Annotated in this window: 15 protein-coding genes; 9 read left to right on the top strand and 6 right to left on the bottom strand. The window is 48.8% G+C overall.

Annotation, left to right across the window (positions count from 1 at the left end):
* Positions 1-32 precede the first annotated feature (32 nt).
* Positions 33-1,007: an isoaspartyl peptidase/L-asparaginase family protein gene (locus ACJJIV_RS00530; RefSeq protein WP_444890342.1), complete on the top strand. Its 975-nt coding sequence runs from the start codon at positions 33-35 to the stop codon at positions 1,005-1,007.
* 76 nt (positions 1,008-1,083) lie between these two features.
* Here the strand turns inward: ACJJIV_RS00530 and ACJJIV_RS00525 are convergent, their stop codons facing one another.
* Positions 1,084-1,743 (bottom strand): TetR family transcriptional regulator, encoded by a 660-nt coding sequence (locus ACJJIV_RS00525; RefSeq protein WP_444890341.1) that lies wholly within the window; start codon positions 1,741-1,743, stop codon positions 1,084-1,086.
* 191 nt (positions 1,744-1,934) lie between these two features.
* Here ACJJIV_RS00525 and ACJJIV_RS00520 point away from each other — a divergent pair, with 191 nt between their 5' ends.
* The 3 genes from ACJJIV_RS00520 (at position 1,935) to ACJJIV_RS00510 (ending at position 7,556) form a co-directional block, all read left to right on the top strand.
* Positions 1,935-3,194, top strand: coding sequence for an efflux RND transporter periplasmic adaptor subunit (locus ACJJIV_RS00520; RefSeq protein WP_444890340.1), 1,260 nt, complete (start codon positions 1,935-1,937; stop codon positions 3,192-3,194).
* Between the two features lie 11 nt (positions 3,195-3,205).
* Entirely contained in the window at positions 3,206-6,376 is a 3,171-nt protein-coding gene (locus ACJJIV_RS00515; RefSeq protein ID WP_444890339.1) for an efflux RND transporter permease subunit, read from the top strand.
* Between the two features lie 253 nt (positions 6,377-6,629).
* Positions 6,630-7,556: a metallophosphoesterase gene (locus ACJJIV_RS00510; protein WP_444890338.1), complete on the top strand. Its 927-nt coding sequence runs from the start codon at positions 6,630-6,632 to the stop codon at positions 7,554-7,556.
* A gap of 185 nt (positions 7,557-7,741) precedes the next feature.
* On the opposite strand, the gene ACJJIV_RS00505 is transcribed toward ACJJIV_RS00510, so the two are convergent.
* Positions 7,742-8,335, bottom strand: a complete 594-nt coding sequence (locus ACJJIV_RS00505; RefSeq protein WP_444890337.1) for an FMN-dependent NADH-azoreductase — start codon at positions 8,333-8,335, stop codon at positions 7,742-7,744.
* Positions 8,336-8,438: 103 nt separating this feature from the next.
* Here ACJJIV_RS00505 and ACJJIV_RS00500 point away from each other — a divergent pair, with 103 nt between their 5' ends.
* Positions 8,439-9,368 carry a LysR family transcriptional regulator gene (locus tag ACJJIV_RS00500; protein WP_444890336.1) on the top strand — a complete coding sequence of 310 codons (930 nt, stop codon included), beginning with the start codon at positions 8,439-8,441 and terminating at the stop codon, positions 9,366-9,368.
* Positions 9,369-9,375: 7 nt separating this feature from the next.
* On the opposite strand, the gene ACJJIV_RS00495 is transcribed toward ACJJIV_RS00500, so the two are convergent.
* Both ACJJIV_RS00495 and ACJJIV_RS00490 read right to left on the bottom strand, forming a co-directional pair.
* Positions 9,376-10,221 carry a mechanosensitive ion channel family protein gene (locus ACJJIV_RS00495; protein WP_444890335.1) on the bottom strand — a complete coding sequence of 282 codons (846 nt, stop codon included), beginning with the start codon at positions 10,219-10,221 and terminating at the stop codon, positions 9,376-9,378.
* Between the two features lie 233 nt (positions 10,222-10,454).
* Positions 10,455-11,201 carry a flavodoxin family protein gene (locus tag ACJJIV_RS00490; RefSeq protein WP_444890334.1) on the bottom strand — a complete coding sequence of 249 codons (747 nt, stop codon included), beginning with the start codon at positions 11,199-11,201 and terminating at the stop codon, positions 10,455-10,457.
* Positions 11,202-11,627: 426 nt separating this feature from the next.
* On the opposite strand from ACJJIV_RS00490, the gene ACJJIV_RS00485 reads away from it, so the two are divergent.
* Positions 11,628-12,134, top strand: coding sequence for a hypothetical protein (locus tag ACJJIV_RS00485; RefSeq protein ID WP_444890333.1), 507 nt, complete (start codon positions 11,628-11,630; stop codon positions 12,132-12,134).
* Between the two features lie 92 nt (positions 12,135-12,226).
* Here ACJJIV_RS00485 and ACJJIV_RS00480 read toward each other — a convergent pair whose 3' ends face one another.
* Complete coding sequence (locus ACJJIV_RS00480; protein ID WP_444891741.1) at positions 12,227-13,237, bottom strand: site-specific integrase; 1,011 nt, start codon at positions 13,235-13,237, stop codon at positions 12,227-12,229.
* Between the two features lie 190 nt (positions 13,238-13,427).
* On the opposite strand from ACJJIV_RS00480, the gene ACJJIV_RS00475 reads away from it, so the two are divergent.
* The 3 genes from ACJJIV_RS00475 to ACJJIV_RS00465 all read left to right on the top strand — a co-directional run bounded on the left by ACJJIV_RS00475 (position 13,428) and on the right by ACJJIV_RS00465 (position 18,632).
* The gene (locus ACJJIV_RS00475; RefSeq protein WP_444890332.1) at positions 13,428-14,483 is read left to right on the top strand and encodes a DNA-binding protein; all 1,056 of its coding nucleotides are present in this window, start codon (positions 13,428-13,430) and stop codon (positions 14,481-14,483) included.
* 339 nt (positions 14,484-14,822) lie between these two features.
* Complete coding sequence (locus tag ACJJIV_RS00470; RefSeq protein ID WP_444890331.1) at positions 14,823-16,493, top strand: BCCT family transporter; 1,671 nt, start codon at positions 14,823-14,825, stop codon at positions 16,491-16,493.
* 444 nt (positions 16,494-16,937) lie between these two features.
* Entirely contained in the window at positions 16,938-18,632 is a 1,695-nt protein-coding gene (locus tag ACJJIV_RS00465) for a BCCT family transporter (protein WP_444890330.1), read from the top strand.
* 69 nt (positions 18,633-18,701) lie between these two features.
* Here ACJJIV_RS00465 and ACJJIV_RS00460 read toward each other — a convergent pair whose 3' ends face one another.
* Positions 18,702-19,661, bottom strand: coding sequence for a M15 family metallopeptidase (locus tag ACJJIV_RS00460; protein WP_444890329.1), 960 nt, complete (start codon positions 19,659-19,661; stop codon positions 18,702-18,704).
* Positions 19,662-19,900: the final 239 nt, after the last annotated feature.

Genomic DNA, 19,900 nt, shown 5'->3' with positions numbered 1-19,900 from the left:
CTCTGTGCGCTTTCCATTTGAGACAAATCATTGTGATCAGCAAAAGAAAATTCCTGAAATATTCCTTCCTGGGCACTGCTGGCGCCCTGGCAACACCTTCAGTGGCAGCTATGGCAAGGCGTTATACGAAGACGGGAAAAAAGCCCGTAGTCATATCAACCTGGAACCATGGGGGCCCAGCCAATGAGGCAGCTTGGCAGGTTCTCAGTGAAGGTGGCAGGGCTTTGGATGCCGTTGAGGCTGGTGCTCGGGTGCCGGAAGCTGACCCGCAGGTAACCAGTGTTGGTTATGGCGGTTTTCCCGATCGCGATGGTGTAGTGACCCTTGATGCCTGCATTATGGATGACAAACAAAATTGTGGTTCAGTGGCTTTTTTACAGGGTATCAAGCATCCCATCTCGGTTGCGCGAAAGGTGATGGAGGAAACTCCACATGTAATGTTGGTCGGCGAGGGCGCACAGCGTTTTGCAGTTGAACAGGGGTTTGACATTGAGAACCTGTTAACTCCAAAAGCTGAAGCCGCCTGGCGTGAGTGGAAGCGCGAGTCCCGTTACCAGCCGGTAATCAATATAGAAAACCACGATACTATCGGCATCTTAGCCGTGGACCAGGACGGCAACCTCTCAGGTGCCTGCACCACCAGTGGCGCGGCTTTCAAGATGCACGGGCGGGTAGGGGACTCACCGATTATCGGCGCCGGACTCTATGTCGACAATGAAGTGGGTGCGGCTACTGCCACGGGTATGGGCGAGCTAATGATCAAGACTGTCGGTTGCCATCAAGTAGTGGAGCTGATGCGTCATGGCTACACACCGGAGGAAGCCTGTCGTGAGGCGGTGGAGCGTATTGCGCGCAAGCTAGGGGACTATAAGAAGTTCCAGGTGGGTTTCCTGGCTTTAGATAAAGCCGGTAATTACGGTGCTCACTGTATTCACCCAGGCTTTAATTATGCAGTAAGAGATGCGAGCGGTGCACAATTAGTAGATTCGAAAAGTAAACTCGGCTGATTTTCTTCTTGGAGCAAGCAGCAGTTAGCTGACTTGCCCCAATAGGAAGAAAATTCGAATTTGCTCAAGACACTGCTCAGTGCAAAGTTCGTGCTTGCTGCCTGTTTAGACGCAGTTCTGGGGAGAAGCGAATCATATCTAGGAGAGCATCAAAATAATGTTCGCCTAAGTCGCCAAGGTCTACAAAGCGAGGAGAAAGAAGCCAGTCTTCCAGAACACCAAAAAGGCCTCCGTGAAGCATTTGTTGGGCCAGTTTCAAATCCAGGTCAGGAGGTAATTGACCGGCTGATAGTGCAATCTCCAACAATTCTCCCATTCGCTCCAGCCGCTCTGTGCGGCCTTGCTTAATACGGTGAGTGGACTCGCATACTTCACTGATTGGGTCGCATGGCAGGAAGATAATCTCCAGTAAGCGCTGCCATTCATCATTACAGGCAATCTCATCGAATAGCCATATCCAGCGGGTACGCAGGGTGCCTAGAGGGTCTCTCTTCAACTCATCACCGGCCGCCGCGCAGAGGTCTTCACCGGGCAGGCGCATGCGCTCGGTTAGAGCGTTGAGTAGCCCAACTCTGTCGCGGAAATGGCTATGCAGGGAATCACGAGTGACTCCGGCAAGCTCTGCGACTGCCGTTAGGGAGGCGTGGGTGACGCCAGATTCGTGAAAAACACGAATCGCGGCGTCTAAGATACGCTCTCGGGTGTTAAGTATTTGCTCTTCTCTATATTTAGCCATGGGCAATGCAGCTTCTTCATTATCGTAATCGCCTCATTTGACCGCATATTCACGGCTGTTCGCCGCATGAAAACAAATGAGACTTTAGTGCAAACCCTTGAAAACACTGGGTAAAAGTGCATGTTAGTCGATATTCATGCGCTGATGAATAGTTGATCGGATTTCATCACTACACATAAAATGCGTGGCCATTGGAGTTAGACCTTCCTGTCGCCATCTCTTTTTCTCCCGAACTGACCGCAGTATCCAGGCCGTCAGCCCTGATCGAGGTAACCATGCTCAATAAAAAAGCGTTTATCAGTCTTTTGATCACTAGTGCATTACTTGCCGCTTGTGATGAAAGAACCGCTGCGCCACCGATGCCCGCGCCACAGGTGACTGTGGTTACGCTGGAATCCGAGCCGGTTACGCTTACCAGAGAGCTACCTGGTCGCACTTCACCTTTCAAGGTGGCGGAAGTCCGTCCGCAGGTAAATGGCATCATAAAACAGCAATTGTTCCGTGAAGGTGGGCGTGTCGATGCAAATCAGCCACTTTATCAGCTGGATGACGCCATTTACCAAGCGGATGTGGATAGTGCGCGCGCTAAATTACAGGGTGCAAATGCGGCTATGAATATCGCCCGCCTCAAGGCTGAGCGTACCGCAGGCCTTGTTAAGAGTGGCGCTGTCAGCAAGCAGGAGAATGATGTTGCAGAGGCAGATTTGCAGGAAGCCCGCGCCTCTGTTGCTGCTGCCAGGGCTGAGTTACACAGAGCCGAGATCCAGCTGGACTACGCTCAGATTACCTCGCCGATTACTGGCCGTATTGGTAAATCCAGTGTTACCCAGGGCGCCTTGGTAGCGGCCAATCAGGCCGCAACTTTGGCCACTGTGCAACAGCTGGACCCCATCTATGTGGATGTTACCCAGTCCGCAGCAGAGCTGGTCAGCCTGCGTCGGGCCCTCCAGGCGGGTACATTGGCAGATGCCACAAACCTGCCAGTTAAGATTTTGCTGGAAGATGGCAGTGAGTTTGAACATCAAGGCAAGCTCGAGTTTGCCGAAGCCAGTGTCGATCCCTCTACCGGAAGTGTGTTGCTGCGAGTCGTTGTCCCCAATCCAGACAATATGCTGCTGCCAGGTATGTACGTGCGCGCGATAGTCGGTAGCGGTGTACGGGAAAATGCCATTCTGGTGCCTCAACAAGGTATTGCAAGGGACCCGAAAGGTAACACTTCGGCAATGGTGGTCAATGAAGAGAATATTGTTGCCCAACGCTCTGTTCGGGTCAGTCGCACAGTCGGTAACCGCTGGTTGGTAGAAGAGGGGCTGGAGCCCGGTGACCGTGTCATAGTGGCTGGATTGCAGAAAATTCGCCCCGGTGCGCCGGTGCAGCCTAGTGAACGTGAGGATAAAAAGGTACCTGCAGCAGCTGGTGACGACAACGCTGCTGCTGAGCAGGGTTCCTGAGGGTAGGGGTTATGGCGAGTTTTTTTATCAACCGGCCCATCTTTGCCTGGGTTCTGGCAATTATCACCATGCTGGCAGGTGCATTGTCCATCAGCAAGTTGGCGGTGGAGCGCTATCCGAATATCGCACCGCCCTCTATTAATATTGAGGCCAGTTATCCCGGCGCCTCCGCCAAAGTGGTGGAAGATTCGGTGACGCAGATTCTGGAGCGGAATATGAAAGGTCTCGATGGCCTTCTCTATATGTCTGCTGTCAGTCAATCTAACGGTGGTGTGTCTGTCTCCCTTACGTTTGAGAATGGTACCGACCCGGATACCGCACAGGTGCAAGTCCAAAACAAAGTACAGCTGGCAATGCCGCTGTTGCCCCAAGAGGTGCAGTTACAAGGGGTCAATGTCAGTAAGTCCCGTGGTGGCTTCTTGATGGTTGCAGGTTTTGTCTCCGAAGACGGCAGTATGAACCGCAACGACATTGCTGATTACATCAACTCAGCGATTGTGGACCCGGTTAGCCGGGTGCCAGGTGTCGGTAATGTGCAGGTGTTCGGCTCCAAATATGCAATGCGTATCTGGCTCGATCCCAACAAGCTGACTACTTACGATTTGACACCGAATGATGTAGCCGCGGCGGTACGGGCCCAAAATGCCCAGGTCACAGTGGGCAGCCTTGGTGGCGCACCGGCAGTGTCAGGGCAGCAACTCAATGCTTCTATTACCTCCCAGGAGCGCCTGCAAACCCCGCAACAGTTCCGGGAAATCGTGGTACGAGCCAATGATGATGGCTCCATACTGCGGCTTGGCGATGTCGCCCGCGTTGAGTTGGGGGCAGAGAATTATGAATTTATCTCCCGCTACAATCGCCAGCCGGCTACCGGTATCGCCATTAACCTGGCCACCGGTGCCAACGCACTGGACACCGCCGAAGGCGTGAAAGCGAAGCTCAAAGAACTGGAGCCTTTCTTCCCTCGGGGGCTTACCTCTGTCGTACCATTTGATACCACGCCCTTTGTCGAGGTCTCCATTAAAGGCGTGATCAGCACATTGATTGAAGCAATTGTGCTGGTCTTCCTGGTGATGTATCTGTTCCTGCAGAATTTCCGTGCAACCCTGATCCCTACAATCGCAGTACCGGTGGTGCTGTTGGGTACCTTTGCCGTACTCGCAGCACTGGGCTTCTCGGTCAATATGCTTACCATGTTCGCTATGGTATTGGCCATTGGCCTGCTAGTGGATGACGCCATTGTGGTGGTGGAAAACGTAGAACGGGTGATGCGCGAAGAGGGCTTATCGCCGAAGGAAGCCACTAAAAAATCCATGCATCAGATTACCCCGGCATTGATCGGAATCGGTGTCGTGCTGTCGGCGGTGTTTGTGCCAATGGCATTTATGGATGGCGCCACTGGCGTAATTTACCGGCAGTTCTCAGCAACCATTGTTGCTGCTATGGCCTTGTCCGTATTAGTGGCGATTATCCTGACCCCCGCACTATGTGCCACCTTGCTGAAACCACTTTCAAAAGGTGAAAGCCACGGTGAGAAAGGCTTCTTCGGTTGGTTCAATCGCAACTTTGAGCGCGGCAGTCGGCGCTACCAGGGCGGAGTGCAGGGCATCCTAAAACGTAGCGGCCGCTTTATGCTGTTGTTTGTGGCCCTCTCCGCTGTGATGGCCTTCTTATTCCTGCGTTTGCCCAGCTCCTTCCTGCCCGATGAAGATCAGGGCGTGCTCTTCTCTATGGTGCAGGCACCCGTGGGCGCGACCCAGGAACGCACCATGGAATCTATCCGTAAAGTAGAAGACCAATTCCTGGATAACGAGCAGGGCACCGTGAAGTCAGTATTTTCGGTGCAGGGCTTTAGCTTTGCCGGTAGCGGCCAGAATACCGGTATCGCCTTTGTGAATATGGAAGACTGGTCTGAGCGGGAAGAAGAGTCGCAAAGTGCTGGCGCAGTAGCCATGCGTGCTATGGGCGCGCTGATGCAAATTAAAGATGCCATGGCTTTTGCCTTTGCGCCGCCGCCTCTGCCAGAGTTGGGTTCTTCTGGTGGCTTTAACTTTTACTTAAAAGATAACGGCAACCTGGGACACGAAGCGCTGACCGCTGCCCGCAACCAATTCTTGGGGATGGCCGGGCAGAGCAAATTACTGTCTAACGTACGCCCCAACGGCCAGGAGGATACGCCGCAGTTTCGGGTGAAAATCGACAGCGCCAAGGCTGCGGCCCTCGGCTTGTCTATTGCCGATATTAACAGCGCGCTGAGTACCGCTTGGGGTGGCGCCTATATCGATGATTTTATCGATCGCGGCCGGGTCAAGCGGGTTTATATGCAGGCGGATGCGCCATATCGCATGGTGCCGGAAGACTTCCAGCTTTGGTCTGTGCGCAATGATAAAGGCGATATGGTACCTCTATCTTCCTTTGCCAGTTTTTCTTGGGAGTATGGTTCTCCCCGCTTGGAACGCTATAACGGTGTGCCCTCCATGCAGATCAATGGCCAGGCCGCAGCGGGGGTCAGTTCTGGTGAGGCCATGGCAGAAGTGGAGAGCTTGGTAGCGCAATTGCCGGCGGGGGTTGGCATTGAATGGAGCGGTCTTTCCTATCAGGAGCGCGCCGCCGGTGCACAAACACCACTGCTCTATACCCTGTCATTACTGATTGTATTTTTGTGCCTTGCGGCTCTTTATGAGAGCTGGACAGTACCGACCGCCGTATTGTTGATGGCACCGCTCGGTATTCTCGGAGCCGTGCTTGCCAACAGTTTGCGCGGCATGGAGAGGGATATCTACTTCCAGGTGGCTATGCTGACCACTGTCGGCTTGACCAGTAAGAACGCCATTCTGATTGTGGAGTTTGCCAAGCAAAATCTGGAAAACGGAATGGAGCTGGTGCAGGCGACCATGCGTGCAGTCCGTGATCGGCTGCGCCCAATTTTGATGACCTCTTTGGCTTTTGGCTTGGGGGTTCTTCCTCTGGCGATAGCCACTGGTGCAGGTTCCGGCGCACAACGGGCAATTGGAACCGGGGTACTGGGGGGAATGGTTGTGGGCACACTGCTGGGAATCTTCTTTATACCGCTGTTCTTTGTAGTGGTGCAGAGACTGTTTGGGCGCAAAGCTAGCAGTACTGATACTCGGCAGGATCAAGTTCTTGCCAGTAAAAAGACAGAAGCTGCGGAAGCTTTGTAAGTCTCAAGCCAGGGAAAAGCCAGGCCGCATTTCCCGGCCTGGCTTTTTTGTATTCGCTCTTTGATAGGGCACACCATAAATGTAAGTGAACTCAGTATTTCCCAGGCTGGCAGTAGCTTCGGCTATTTTCTTCGCCCCATGCCCTGCTTCCGAGAAATGTGTTCATTTCATAAAATGAACAGAGTAATCCTTGATACAAAAAAAGCGGGATTTTGATACTGAAGCCTTTTTGTATTTTAGAGGCAGGAGCAGGATGGAACACTGCAAGTACGACATTATTGGCGATATCCATGGTCACGCCGGCGCATTGATTGAGCTGCTCGATGTTCTGGGTTATCGGGAAACAAGCAGCGGTTATACGCACCCAGAACGCAAAGTTATCTTTCTTGGAGATTTTATCGATCGAGGAGAGCATCTGGTGGAGCATCGCAAGCTCCTAAAGATAGTCATGAGCATGGTAGAAAATGGTTATGCCAAAGCAATTATGGGCAATCACGAGTTTAACGCCCTGGCTTATCACACCAAAGTCAATGGCAAGCCCCTGCGCCCACATACCGATAAAAATACTAAACAGCACCAGGCTTTTTTGAATGAGTACCCGGATAACGATCCAGAAAAATCTCAGGTTTTGGATTTCTTCAGGTTATTGCCTCTGTGGCTTGATTTGGGCCCTTTGCGAGCGGTGCATGCTTGCTGGGATGAGGAGAAAGTCAATTTTTTAGCATCGAGAACCAATAGCGGCAGGTTAACGTCTGAGCTTTTGCTGCAAGCTAGCTCCCCGGGCAGTGATACCTTCAAAGCGGTGGAAACTTTGCTCAAAGGGTGTGAAATTGAACTGCCTCAAGGAGTGAGTTTTCTGGATAAGGATGGTAATCGCCGCTCTGCCGTTCGCGTTCAATGGTGGAACGCTTCTGCAAAAGCACTGGGTGAGATAGCGTTACCGCGTGGTGTTGATATCGGTTCCGCCGCTAGCTTGCCGGTTCCCTTCGATATTCCCCATTATCTCAAAACGGAAAAGCTTTGTTTTATCGGCCACTATTGGCTGAAAGGTGTACCCGCGCCTCTAACCGAGAATGTGGCATGTCTCGATTATTCCGTAGCGGGTAACGGCAAACTGGTTGCTTATCGTTTTGATGGTGAGCAGGTCTTGAGTGAAGACAAGTTTGTATTTGTGAAGTAGATACCGCCCGCTTGAGTTTCCATTACAGGTTTCTTATGGGTAGTGTTCTTTGCTGGCCTGCCTGTAAGCTCCATGCCGAGAATTACTGACATTGACACAATGAAAGGCCACTTGGCAGAAATTACGCTGTAAAAGCCAGGCTTGAGAATAGAGCCTGGCTTTTTTAATTCAGGAATATTCTTCGTTTAGGCAAGTTGAGCAATACGTTCATTTGCCGCGGTGGTGGCTTTCTCTTTTGCCTCTTCACCAGTAGCAAGCCCTTCGGAGTAAACAAACTCAACATCAGTGATGCCCACAAAACCGAGGAACTGCCGCAAAAATGTGCTCTGTGCATGGTTGTCACCGTAGTAGCCCCCCCGAGCAACAAAGATGATCGCTTTTTTATTTTTCAGTAACCCTTCTGGCCCATTTTCCGTGTAGCGGAAGGTGATGCCGGCTCGGGCGATATGGTCAAAATAGGTGTGCAGGGTAGAGGGGATTGTAAAGTTGTACATAGGTACGCCGAGGACCAAGGCATCTGCTGAAGAGATCTCTTCGATCAGTTTGTCTGAAAAATCAACAACCGCCTGCTGATCTGGAGTGCGTTGCTCAGCCGGGGTATTGAAGGCCTGGAAGCTATCCAAGGATAAATGCGGTACCGGATCTGCTGCCAGATCACGCTGCACAACTTCGCCCTCCGGATTATTCGCCTTCCAGCGCTCAATATACTTTGCCGCCAATTGGGAGGTCTGGCCACCGGCTTGAAACATGCTGGATTGGATATTGAGCAACTTTGTCATGACGGGTTCCTTATGAATCATTTAACTTGAGCACTATTGAATCATTGATTAATTAGATAAAAAATTAGAAAATTTTGCTGAAATCCATCTAAAAATCCGATACATGACTGATCAGTTAGCGAACCCGGCTTTAAGCCCAAAGATCACTCTGGAGCAATGGCGTTGTTTAGTTGCGGTTGTTGAAGGGGGAGGGTATGTACAGGCGTCGGAACTCCTACACAAGAGTCAGTCTTCCGTGAGCTATGCGGTACAAAAGCTGGAATCCATCCTCGATGTAAAGGCATTTACAATCACTGGCCGCAAAGCGGCACTTACGGCTGCTGGGCAAATGTTATATCGCCATGCCAAACAATTACTGGAAGATGCTTCGGCAATGGAAATGGCTGCCCGGCGTGCTTCTGTGGGTTGGGGGTCGCTGGTGTCAATTTCTGTGGAAGTGCTGTTTCCAACTTGGCTATTGCTAGATTGCCTGGAGGTATTTGGCCAAGAGAGCCCACATACCCGTGTAGAGGTTTACGAAGTGGTGATTAGCGGTGCCCTCGATGCCCTTACCGAGGGAAAGGTGGACTTTGCGATTGATCCGAGAATTCCTCCCGGTTTCAATGGCGAGTTACTGCCGGCACCGGCACGCATTATCCCAGTGGCCCACCCCAGTCACCCATTACATCAACTGGAACGCGAACTAACCCTGAAGGATCTGCGCAGTCATCGGCACCTGATCGTTAGAGATTCAAACCCCCAAAGCGATAGTGAAACCCTAACAGTTGAAGTTGCCAAGCGATGGACGCTGAGCAATATGGCAACGGTAATCGGGGCAACTTGTAGGGGCTATGGGTTTTCTTGGTTGCCGCAGGATAAGATTCTTGGGGAGCTGGCCGATGGAACACTCAAACCTCTCCCCTTAAAAGGAGGGCAAGAAAGGTGGCAGCCTCTGTATCTTATTTTTCCTAATCGCGATGACATATCGCCCGCAGCGAGTCGTTTGGCGGAGATAATCCGCCAACGACTTGAAAGCTTACATATTGGTACGTGATAAGGCGTTAGGCGCTGTCTTTTAGTTGCTTGGTTTTTTCAAACCAGAAAGCATAAAAATCTTCAGTTACCAGCTGCTCGATATTGGTTGCCTCTTCACGGGGACAAAATACGGTCGCGGTGATGACATCATGGCCAAGATCATTAGTGGTCACACTTACTTTTGCGTCAGGGCCAGAGAGCTCCACACCCATCCGATTCTCAATCAGCTTGCAGTAGCGCTCGGCAACTTCCCGAAAAGATTCGCAGTGCTCTTTCAGCCGTTCGGCAATAAACTTCTTAGCTTCAAAGGGGTTTATCTCACTGCGCTCACGGGTTATCGAGAAAGTGTGCTCGATATAACGGCGCATAAAATTCAGGTTCTTTACCGGCTGAGTAAAAAAAGCATTATTGGGAATATAGAGAGTGGTTCCGGTATAACCATTGCCGAGGCCATGGGGGTCAATCTCCAAAAGCGTGGTGCTTAACCAGTCACTATCAGTAACCTCGCCAAATTGGTCGCCCACCTTGATCCAATCGCCAACAGTAAAGGAGCGCATATTGGCTTGGTATAGGCCACCCACCAAGCACTGCACAGCCTCACGCAGAGCGAGGACAATCGCTACAGAAAAGGCGGCAATAGAGAGGGCGAAATCTCGTAATTCTGTCACCCAAACAGCAATTACACCGATGACCAAAAGCAGGTTGCCGATGTTATGTACGGTGTTGATCCTACGACGCTTATCGGCTTTTGCCCAGTTACTGCGAGCAATGGCAAGGGTCAGTAAGCCGCGGACTAAAAGAATGACGACAACTACACAGAGAGTAATAAAGAGTTTGCTGTGGAAAATCTGTTCCAGTAACTCGGGATTCATTCGGGGTGGTAGACCTCAGTTTATTTTGGTTGTTTCTTGGGTTGTAGCCTTATAAGCCCCTCTGTTTAGGTAGGTGCATTGAGAGCACTGGGCCAGTTGAAGGCGACATCAGTGGGCTGTAATAAGAAGGAAGGTGCGCAATGTATCTTTAGGTGGCCCATTTTGTAAATGGGCAGAGTAAATTACAGCCTTGATTGGCTATTTCACCCCATTACTGTCTGCTCTGAACGTTGTTATCGGTAATCGGGATTGGAGAAGTCGGGCTTGCAGCCTGCATCCCAAGCAGAGCGCCGGTTCCCATGGGCGGGTATACCCCCCGCATCTTTTATCATTCGGGCCATATGCATTAGGTTCCAGGTCATGAAGGAGGTATTCCGGTTGGTAAAATCATTTTGTGGACCGCCAGAACCGGGGTCGAGGTAAGAGGGGCCTGGACCGGCTTCGCCAACCCAGGCGGCATCTGCTTGTGGTGGAATGACATAACCCAGGTGTTGCAGGGAATAAAGGATATTCATTGCACAGTGTTTAGCGCCATCTTCGTTACCTGTTATCAGGCAGCCGCCGACTTTTCCATAATAGGCATACTGCCCCTGATCATTAAGGTTTGACGAGTTGGCGTAGAGGCGCTCTATGGCTTGTGTGCAGATAGAGGATTTTTCACCGAGCCATATAGGAGTTGTGATGACGAGAATATCTGCCTCGTTAACCTGGTGATAAATTTTTGGCCAGTCATCGTTTTCCCAACCGTGCTCGGTCATATCTGGATAGACACCGAAGGCAATATCTTGGTCAACGGGCCTGAGCAGGCTTACCGATATGCCATTTCTTTCCATAATCTCTCGTGAAATACGAATTAGTCCGTCGGTATGGGAAAGTTCTGGCGTTGGCTTGAGGGTACAGTTTAGGAACAGTGCTTTCAGATCTGAGAAATCCCAGTGGCTGGATTCGCACTCTTTGATTTGTTGATTGTTGAGAGGCATCTCAGAGCTCCTTTTGCATCAACTATTGAGCAAGTGTCGAGATTTGCATACAGGTATAGCAGCCAGGGAGCTATTAAAGCTGTCGGTTGGTTCCAACAACCAATGGCTAAAGGCATGAGATTAGCGCGACTGCTGTTCTCGCTGCCATAGATCCCAGTGGTGAACTTCAACGATTGATAATGAGAGCGAAATGGGTAGGGAGCTACAGGCCTGCTAGCTGAAATTTGAATTGGCGCTTCTCTTCCACTAAAAGTCTGAAAATTTTAGGAGGTACCTGGGTTAATCCGCTACTTTATTTACTTAAAGTTCACAAGCGACTTACCGAGGTGCACCATGAAGGCGAATCTACCTCTGACTTATAGGTTCCTACCGGCCGTTTTCATTCTGACAGCTCTTTACTCTGCTCCATTGAGTGCAAATCCTGACATGAAAAATACTTTAGATGGCACTTGGTGTGCTGTCGATGGGGAGTCGTTTATTTTATATGAAAGCCAAAAAGACGCTTTGGATGTAGGTAAGGATATTTATTGTCGAACTTTCAAAGTCCTTAAGAAAACTAAAACCGGTGGGGGTGGCCGCTTCATTGACAGCTTCAAGAAGCCTGCTGACTTTAAGCATAAATTGGGCGGTCACGAAGAGACAAAAAATGGAGCGACTACCAGTAAGGATGTCGGTATCTTTGTCTTTTCGAACTCCGGTGATACCACTCGTATAGTGACTGTCGACGTTTCAGATGAAAGCGTGGGCAACTTTACTCTCGACAGTAGCGGAATAATGCAGGGGTTTACCGAGGAGGTGACTTCTGATGCTCAAGTTCACGAAGCGCATGTGGGAATTTTGACTTTCAAGAGGGCTCCAGGCCCTATACCAGCAGCAGCAAAATTTGATCAGGAGTGGGAGACCGTCTTCCAGGCGACACATAAGAAGCAATAAGTGTTGGCCCTCCCAGCAAAAGGAAATAGCCGCGTCTTTCGAAAAAGAGCGAAAGACGCAAAGAAACAATTTAGCAAAGGGAGGGTTGCGGCTTAGAGAAGCTCTGCCATTTTCTTTATTAGGATGGCCGAGGCGTTCTCACTAAACTGCTGCCCCTCTTCAATATACTCCCACACGGTGGCGTCGCTCTTCCAGCCACCTTGCTTCTTGATAAGCTCAAAGCCAATCTTTTCACGAGCCGCAGAGGTCGATAAGCCACGGCGAAAGCTGTGGCTGCTTAACTCGTCAACAAAATCAAATCCGCAGGAGGCACCCAAGTTTTTTAGTAAGTCATTAATTGCTGCTGGGTTTAGCTGCCTGCTTTGCACCGTATCCCACCGATTCACCGCTCGAAATACGGGCCCACTTTCAATGCCGCTGACCTTGAGCCAGGTTTTCAGAGCTCTTGCAGGGCAAGCCTCAGGAGCACCAAAGGGCAGGGCGCGCATCATTCCTTCGCCACTTTGGTCTGTTTTTGACTTAGGAAGCCTTACGATCACGCCTTCCTCCTCCCATACCAAGTTTTCCACCTGAATAGCCACTAGCTCACTGCGACGAAAGGCACCAAAGAACCCTACCAGGATAAGAGCCAGATCACGTGCGTTCTTCCTCGTCTGGGATTGAGTGCGTAAATATCGGGTCATGCTAGCAATGTGCTGCAGGCTGAGCGCTTTTGATTTCTCTTTAGGTTTGCCGTGAGTGCGACGGACACCACGCATGGTTTTCTGAACCAATGGATCTGTGATGGGGTTTAGCATTCCCTGGTATTGATGCCATTGCCCGATTGCGGTGAGGTGAAGGTCTAGAGTACGAGGATTAAGCTCCTCAGCACGGCCGAGGACATAGCGCACCAGAGTGCCGCCATCTGTGGGTAGCCGACCTCCCCATTTTTCAAACTGACGAATTGCCGAGCGATAAGCCCTGCGGGTGTTATCGGATGTGGCGGCACTCAGGTATTTCTGAATGTCCTCATCGGTCAACAATTCACCAGTGCCCCCGAGTGTACTGGGAGTGTTCTTTTCGAGGTGCTTTCTGGCGGCAAGAGATTTGTGATTTTTCATGATGCTCGAACTGCTGGGAAACCTCCTGTTTGTACTGGAGGTACGTTATTAGGGGAATCTTACAGAAATATAACCTGCGATAATAGTCATTATCGAAGGTTATACGGTGGCATTTTTCAGGCATGAAAAAATATAAAATAATGTAATATTACGTATTATGTAATTTGTAACGAAATAATCTAAGGTGAAGCTTATGGCACGCACTGGGGTCACGTATCTGGATATTGTTCAGGCCGCCAAGGTCATCAAGGCCCGTGGAGAAGAGCCCACCGTTGATCGAGTGAGGGCCCAGTTGGGAACCGGCAGCAAAAGCACTATTGCCCCTCTGCTTAGAAGATGGCGCAGTGAATCTGCGAGCAATACGGATAGTAGTGGGCTTCCGCGAGACCTGGTGGATGCACTGAAAGGCCTACACCAAAGGATCCAGGAAGCGGCAAGCAAGCAGGTAGAGGAGCTTCAGCAGGAGTTCCTCGTGCAGGAAAAAGAGATAACTTCACAGTTAGAGGAGTTGAGAGCCACTAGTAACCAGCAGGCCGCCAGTATTCGTGATCTTGAGCACAGGCTTTCGTCGACCGAGGCGGAAAAGCGTAGATTCAAGCAGTCCTTACAAGAGACCCAGTCTGCCCTGGAAAAAAGTGAGTACCAGAAGCAGGAAGCTTTGCAGCGTATTGCGGAGCAAAAAGAGATGATTGAGGAAATAAAGCAGGAAAATAGGGATGTCCGCGAACACTTTGAGCACTTTCAACAGCGTACTGCCAATGACCGGCAATATGAGAGAGACCAGTATCGCTCAGCTGCGGAGCAACTGAAGGGGCAGATCGCAGTACTTACTGAACAGCTGACCCTCTCAGAGCGTAGATTCAACGAGCAGGAGTTGCTTTACAAGCAGGGACAGGCGCTGATTGCTGAAATCAATCGAGAGAAGCAGCAGCTTAGCGAACAGGTTGGGGTGGCTAGTACAGAGGCTGCAAACCTAAGGGAGCAGGCAAAAGAGCAGGCGTGTGAGCTGAAAGACAGGCAGGCAGAGGTGGCTAGCTTGCGCGAGCAAATCTCTAAGCTGCAAAGTGAAGGCTCTTCGGCTCAGAAGGAAGTGCAACTACAACAGAGCGCCCTAAACAGATTAGGGCTGGAGCTTACCACTACAAAAGATCGCCTCGAACAACTCGCCGATGAGAACCGCACCCTTATCCAGCAGAAAGCGGTGATTCAGGGGCAGTTTTCTCAGCTGGAGAACTCCCTAAAACCCTAGATAAGTCTTGGGCTGGCTATACTTCTAGATGAAGCTCTAATTGAGCGACTCAGGGCAAGTAGTTACCCTTTCTCTGAATTCCAGCCCTTACTTTGAATCTGTTAGGCCGCAAATGGCAGTTTGCGGCAGTGTGTCCAGGCAGTCTCGCCCCAAGCTGTCTCTAAAAATGAACTTATCGCCTTGGCTGACTAATTCACAGGCAGCTAAACTTGCTAGCAAGCCACTCAGTTTGCCTCTACCCAAAACAAACGGATTCAGCCCCACATTTTAACTCCAGGCTGACAAGCACGTTTCTTTTAATTGGCCTGATCAGTTCTTTGAGTATCCTGGAGAGAAGTATTGGCAGGAAACTTTCAGCGGATCATCGATAAGCCAACTTTCTTTGGGGCGCTTGGCTTGCTTCTCATGGTTACCCTTCCGCTCATTATTTATCCAAAACTGGGTGCGGAGTGGATTCTGAACGCGAAGAACTTTGTAACGGATGACTTGGGTGTTTTTTATCTGTTGCTGGGAGTTGGTGCATTACTGTTTATGACCTACATCATTTTTAGTGATATCGGTCAAATCAAACTTGGAAAACCTGAAGAAGAGCCAGAATTTAGCACCTTGTCCTGGGCCTCCATGCTTTTTTGTACAGGCATTGGGGCATCTATCTTGTACTGGTCAATGGTGGAGTGGATCTATTATTACCAAACGCCGCCATTTGAATTAAAAGGGCTTACTCCGGAGGCTGCCCGCTGGGCAATCGCTTTTGGTATATTCCATTGGGGTCCTATTGCCTGGTCGATTTACCTGATTCCGGCTCTACCAATTGCTTACTTTTACTATGTAAGGCACCGCAATGTCTTAAAAGTAAGTGAGGCGCTTATGCCTGTTTTAGGTGAGCAGCGGGCAAAAGGGTCTATTGGCAAGTTGATAGATGTTTGTTTTGTTTTTGGTATGTTAGGTGGTGGGGCAACGACATTAGGAATTGCTGCGCCCTTGATTTCTGAGGGTGCACATGAACTATTGGGTGCGCCTACAGGACTGACTACACAAATTTTTATTCTGATGCTCTGCACTGCAATATTTGGCTGCAGTGTGTATGCCGGGCTTAAAAGGGGAATTAAGACTTTATCAAACCTGAATATGTGGCTTGCGATGTTTTTATTGGCTTTCGTCCTTATTGCTGGCCCTACTTTATTTATGCTTAATGCGGGATTGGATTCTTTGGGGAAAATGCTTAACAGTATTCTTCATATGGCCACATGGACAGAGCCCTTTGGTCGATTCAGAGAATTCCCTCAAACCTACGTCTCTCAAGACTGGACCATCTTCTATTGGGCTTGGTGGTTGGTGTTCGCCCCAAGTGTTGGATTGTTTATTGCTCGCATATCACGCGGGAGAACCATAAAAGCTATGGTTGTTGGTGCAATATTTTATGGCACCCTGGGCTGCTTCTTGTTTTTCCTAACCCTGGGAAACTATGGGGTTTACCTGCAGTTCTCAGGTGAGCTGAATGTGGTACAGCTCCTCAACCAACAGGGGGGTACTGCAACTATATTCGCCATCTTGCAAACACTTCCTATGAGTAATTTGGTCATTATTGTTTTCACTTTACTCGCGATAATTTTCACAGCCACTACATTTGATTCTATATCCTATATACTCGCTGCCGTTGTTCAAAAGGAAGTGAATGATGAGCCTGCTCGCTGGAATCGCTTGTTTTGGGCATTTGCATTATCCGTGATGCCTATTACGCTTCTCTTTTTGGGTGGGCTGGAGGCCCTACAAACAGCAAGTATTGTCGGTGGTGTTCCGTTGCTACTTGTTGCAATAATGCTTTGCGTATCGATTGTAAAGGCAGCTCATTACGATTTACGCCACCAGCCGAGCTACGAGGAAAAGGAAATCTATATCAAGCACCCGCCAGAAGATACCCCCTGGAGTGAAGAGGGTGACTGGGGGGCAGCTTGTAGCTCTGTAAAGAAAGATAGCAGCAAAGAAGCTTCCAGAAAAAAGGATCCTTAAAGGCTTATATACCCTCAGTCTTAGGGGCAATTCAGTGAGAAGGGTATATGAGCCCACTATAAAATACCTATGAGTGCGCATATAGGCTTTACACTTAAACTCCAGAGCCTGCATACATTCTGATCTATTTGGGAATGATGTGTAGTCAGGATGTACTCATAAAGAGGTTATAAAAGCTGTAGGCTACAGAGCTTAGTGTCTTATATCTTATCTTCTAAGCCCTTGTTTCATGGCCAGATTGTTTTGCTTTTGAACACTAAGAACAGCCTGTTATTGAAATTAATGGCCTTCCTGTTAAAATTGCAGACCAAATAATAATGATATCTAATCAATCGTATTCCGTCTCTATAAAAGTTATTCCACTCTACTATCTGTCTTCATTTCCTTTCGGAGATCGAACCCACTTTTATTTTGTCGGCTTTGTACACTGCTCGGAGAAGTGCATTGACTAAGAATTTTAGAGAAATTATCGACAAGCCAACATTCTTCGGATCACTTGCACTACTTTTGCTAGTTACAGTTCCTCTGATTGTTTTCCCTGAAGTCGGATCAGTATGGGTTAAAGTCGCAAAGGATTTTGTTACCGACCAGCTCGGCGTCTTTTATCTATTACTGGGGGTAGGGGCCATCCTCTTTATGGTTTATATCGTATTTAGCGATATAGGCCAGATAAAGCTCGGCAACTCTGAAGAAGATCCAGAGTTTTCTACAGTGTCCTGGGCATCCATGTTGTTTTGCTCTGGTATTGGAGCTTCAATCCTCTACTGGTCGATGGTGGAATGGATTTACTACTATCAAACTCCACCCTTCCAAATTGAGGGGGGAACACCTGAGGCTGCGCGCTGGGCCGTTGCCTATGGCATTTTTCACTGGGGGCCATTAGCTTGGGCGATTTACCTGATTCCCGCTCTGCCGATTGCTTATTTTTACTATGTCAGAAACCACAGTGTGCTGAAGATTAGTGAAGCGCTAATGCCCGTGCTAGGTGAAGAACGCGCGAAGGGTGGTATTGGCAAGTTAATTGATGTGCTATTTATCTTTGGCATGCTGGGAGGAGGGGCTACTACATTGGGGATTGCCGCTCCACTGATTACTGAAGGCGCACATGAGCTACTGGGAGTACCAAGAGACTTGGGTACACAGGTTATTGTGCTTATGATCTGTACACTTATTTTTGGTTACAGTGCTTTTGTGGGCCTAAAGAACGGTATTCGAGCCCTCTCCAACATTAATATGTGGCTTTCAGTATTATTGCTGGTATTCGTGTTTCTTGTTGGTCCCACCCTGTTTATGTTGAATACTGGCCTGGATGCTTTGGGCAGGGTGCTTGACAACATCTTCCATATGGCTTCCTGGACTGAGCCTTTCGCACAATTTGAACAGTTTCCTGATACTCATTTTCCTCAAGATTGGACCATATTCTACTGGGCATGGTGGCTGGTTTTCGCACCAAGTGTAGGCTTATTCATTGCCAGGATATCCCGAGGCCGCACCATAAAGGCAATGGTAGTCGGCTCGATTTTCTTTGGCACTCTCGGCTGTTTCTTGTTCTTTATGGTTCTGGGGAACTATGGGGTCTACTTACAGTTTTCAGGTGAATTGGATGTGGTGCAGGTATTGAACCAGCAGGGAGCAACTGCAGCAATATTTGCCGTTTTACAGACTCTGCCAGCGAGTAAGTTCGTAATATTGGTTTATACCATTCTTGCACTGATCTTCACGGCCACTACCTTTGATTCTATTTCCTATATTCTTGCCGCAGTAGTACAGAAAGAAGTAGATGAGGAACCAGTGCGCTGGAATCGGGTCTTTTGGGCATTTGCCCTGTCCATTATGCCCGTAACACTGATGTTTCTTGGTGGGCTGGATACCTTACAAACAGCCAGTGTTATTGGAGGTGTCCCACTTCTGATTGTTGCGCTTCTGTTATGCATCTCAATCGTTAAAGCGGCTCACTATGATTTACGCTACCAGCCCAGTTACGAAGAAAAAGAAATTTACATTGAAGACTTCCCTAAGGATGACCCCTGGAGTAAAGATGGGGATTGGGAGTTACCGGCTTCTTCCCCCCATGGGGTATCTCATGACGACAAACCACATATCGAAGGGGACCCAGGTAGTCATCCGTCTCGTTTATAAACGATAACAAACGGCTGAAACCTATGGGAGGTTTAGGCTAAGAGTATAGACAGCGGGAGCAGAAGGGTACTATATATTACTGGTGCCCTTTACTTTATCTTGGCGCGGTTCAAAAGCTGCACTTACCTTGTCTACACAATACTTTCTAAGGAAGTTAACATCGCTAATACTGTTCCCATGCTCAAAGCACTGCCTCAATTGACTCGTGTAATTTTCAAACAGTAGCCTTGCCTTCTCAATAGGTAGAGCTACTAGATGTTCGATAAACTGGCGAGATCCCACCTGGAAGTGCATGTAATCAATAGGCACATCCCAATCTCCGCCCCAAACGGCAAAACCATACATAGCAAATAGAGATGTTACATCTTCAGACATCCCGGCACGCACTGGTTTTCCTGCTCGATACTTTGCTCGATTTAAGTAACCTTCCTTCGTGTTTTTTGGTATCAAGATTGGTTTAGAGGATTTATCAATATAAAGATAAGGGTTCTGCACTGGATTAATATCAATCGCAACCCCATAAGCATGTTCAGACCATTTGATGCCATCGGTAATGGGTCGAGAATCAAATGCCAGAGAATTGTTCATATCCTCTGTTTTTCGCTCCTTTTTACTGAAGTATTCTATTGGGATAGCAGACTTAATAGGGAACTGCCGTTGATAGAGTTCTCCAAATAGAGCGAGAACATTATCGGCAACAACATCAAGAACTATAATCGCTCCTTTTTGTCTATTTGTATCATTTTTATTTTTTAAATCATGCTCACTGTTCAGTGCGCCAGCAATATCTGAATCCTCCAGTAGAGGATAAAAATCAAAAACTACTTTTTTTAATCTTTCGCAACCAACCGGGGATTCCTTTGTTATTATTTTTCGATACATCATTAATTCGCACTCGCTCTGAGATACATTAAATATGCCTGTTTCAGCCCCTGGTTGAAAATCTTGCTCCGTGATATCTCTCAAAGAGTCTTTGCCACAGGCAATTAGGCCAAAGAGAATCAAAACAAAAATTATGTAGTGGGACATGTTTAACTAACCTCAGCACCAATAGCATGTCGTTTCCGACGCCCGTTCTTTACGATCATTACATGTATAAGTTCAGATATACTGGATTGTGGCTGATTTTTAAAAATATATCCGTACAGGGAGATATGTGCCGTTCTAGTGGATGATTGACGCCCAATTGGTTATTAGAAGTGTCGTTCTCATTATTGGCGTAATTTAACCACACCCAAAACCTAAGTTGTTGCTCTTCGGAATGGAGA

Source organism: Microbulbifer mixtoriginis (SeqCode) (assembly GCF_052466765.1).
The sequence above is the reverse complement of the archived record's forward strand: the minus strand, read 5'-3'. Positions and strand labels throughout refer to the sequence as shown.

Bases quoted from the DNA above. Each gene is read 5' to 3' on its own strand.
- ACJJIV_RS00525 (WP_444890341.1), bottom strand. From the start codon at position 1,743: ATGGCTAAATATAGAGAAGAGCAAATACTTAACACCCGAGAGCGTATC.
- ACJJIV_RS00515 (WP_444890339.1), top strand. From the start codon at position 3,206: ATGGCGAGTTTTTTTATCAACCGGCCCATCTTTGCCTGGGTTCTGGCA.
- ACJJIV_RS00510 (WP_444890338.1), top strand. From the start codon at position 6,630: ATGGAACACTGCAAGTACGACATTATTGGCGATATCCATGGTCACGCC.
- ACJJIV_RS00505 (WP_444890337.1), bottom strand. From the start codon at position 8,335: ATGACAAAGTTGCTCAATATCCAATCCAGCATGTTTCAAGCCGGTGGC.
- ACJJIV_RS00500 (WP_444890336.1), top strand. From the start codon at position 8,439: ATGACTGATCAGTTAGCGAACCCGGCTTTAAGCCCAAAGATCACTCTG.
- ACJJIV_RS00495 (WP_444890335.1), bottom strand. From the start codon at position 10,221: ATGAATCCCGAGTTACTGGAACAGATTTTCCACAGCAAACTCTTTATT.
- ACJJIV_RS00490 (WP_444890334.1), bottom strand. From the start codon at position 11,201: ATGCCTCTCAACAATCAACAAATCAAAGAGTGCGAATCCAGCCACTGG.
- ACJJIV_RS00485 (WP_444890333.1), top strand. From the start codon at position 11,628: ATGAAAAATACTTTAGATGGCACTTGGTGTGCTGTCGATGGGGAGTCG.
- ACJJIV_RS00475 (WP_444890332.1), top strand. From the start codon at position 13,428: ATGGCACGCACTGGGGTCACGTATCTGGATATTGTTCAGGCCGCCAAG.
- ACJJIV_RS00460 (WP_444890329.1), bottom strand. From the start codon at position 19,661: ATGTCCCACTACATAATTTTTGTTTTGATTCTCTTTGGCCTAATTGCC.